Consider the following 1,661-nt stretch of genomic DNA (forward strand, 5'->3'; position numbering starts at 1 on the left):
CCTCGATCTTGCGTGACGGTCCGCCGACGGAGTCGGTGGACCGTTTTCGTGTTCTGGGCTGAGGTTGGGCAGGGCGAGGGCCCGAGTGTCGTCTCGGGGTGGCGCCGGGTTCCACTGCTCCGGGTGGGGAAGGGCTGTTGTAGGGACGGGTGGATCCGCTGGTCAGCCGGGGTTCGGCAGGAGTGCGAGTCGTTCGAGGCCGGCGGTGATGTGGCGGGTCCAGGGCCAGTGCCGGGCGAGGCGGAGGATGCGGCGTCGGCCGGTGGTGACGAGCTGTCCGGCCGCGGAGAACAGCCGGAGCCGCAGGCGGCGAGGCTCCCAGAGTCGTGCCTCGCCGGTCAGGGCGAGCATCGGCATCCAGGCCAGCAGGTCGAGAGCGATCTGCACGATCTCCAGCCAGACCTTGTTCTGGGCCGTGCGCTTCAAGGGCAGGTTGCGCAGGCCGGTGGCCCGGGCGGCCCGGATCCGGTCCTCGGCCCTCGCCCGCAGCCGGTGACGCAGTTCGAGTTCGGCGATCGGCCGGCCGACGGTGTTGGTCGCGAAACAGGTCAGCCGCATGCCGTCCGCGTCCGTGAGCCTCAACTGGGCCCCGGGATGAGGTCGTTCCTTGCGGACGATCAGCCGCATGCCCTTGGGCCAGCAGTCCAGGACGTCGCCGGTGAGCTCGGCGACCCAGGCCCCGTCCCGGACCTCGCCGTCCGCCTCGACGGCCGGCGTCCAGGCCGATGCAGGAACCCTCAGCACATGCTGGTGGACCTGCTCGGTGATCACCATGCCGACCGAGTAGGACAGCCACCGTCCCCGCCGGGCGAGCCAGGCGACGAAGTCGTGGGTGCCGCCCGCGGAGTCCGTGCGGATCAGGGTCCGGCGCCCGCGCCGGTACTTCTTCGGCAGCTGGGCCAGGGCCAGTCGAGCGGCGGTGATGTGGTCGGTGGCCGTGTTCGAGCCTGCGTTGCCCGGTCTGAGCAGGGCCGCGACCGGTTCACCGGTGCCGCCCGGTCCGTGGTCGACGAACCCCATCAGCGGGTGGTGGCCGTAGGTTCGCTTCCACGTAGGTGCGGCGTCCTCCTTGTCGGAGTGCGCGATCACCAGCACCCCGTCGAGGTCCACGGTCACCGAACCGCCCGCATCAGGCGCTTCCCGGCCGGCCAGCCGCCAGACATGTCGGCGCACTTCAGCCCGCGCGGCACGGATGGCCCGCAGGGCCTTCACTTCGGAGGCTGCAAGGGTGTCGATGAGGCGGGAGACCGTCGGGTCGGAGGCCACCGGCCCGAACACGGCCGGCTCGGCCCGCAACATGCCGACATCCGCGAGGCAGTCCCCGCCCAGCGCGACCGCCAGGGCCACGTCCAGCAGGACCTTGCCCGGATCGTGCACCGCCCGAGCCCTCCGCCACGGCGTCAGCGCCGCCGATATCGCGGTGTCCAGGCCGGCCTTGCGGACGGTCTCGACCAACAGCACGCCCCCGGCCTGCGAGACCACCGCCCGGCCACCGCCCTCGATGCGGACACGCGGGTACGACCCGATACGCTTCTTCACCTGGAGAGTGCTTCTTTCCCTGCAGCCAACAGGACCCTAGACAAGTCCCATCGTTGCAGGTCAGGAGCACTCTCCGCTTATTTGATCAAGCCTCGGACACTCCACCTCGCGAAAGCCCGAGG

1 protein-coding gene is annotated in these 1,661 nt (G+C 70.7%); it reads right to left on the reverse strand.

Annotation, left to right across the window (positions count from 1 at the left end):
- Positions 1-162: 162 nt before the first annotated feature.
- Positions 163-1,539 (reverse strand): IS1380 family transposase, encoded by a 1,377-nt coding sequence (locus ACFY3N_RS36650; protein ID WP_390821095.1) that lies wholly within the window; start codon positions 1,537-1,539, stop codon positions 163-165.
- Positions 1,540-1,661 lie beyond the last annotated feature (122 nt).

Origin of the sequence: Streptomyces sp. NPDC000348, assembly GCF_042898795.1 — a bacterium.
Taxonomy (GTDB): Bacteria; Actinomycetota; Actinomycetes; order Streptomycetales; family Streptomycetaceae; genus Streptomyces.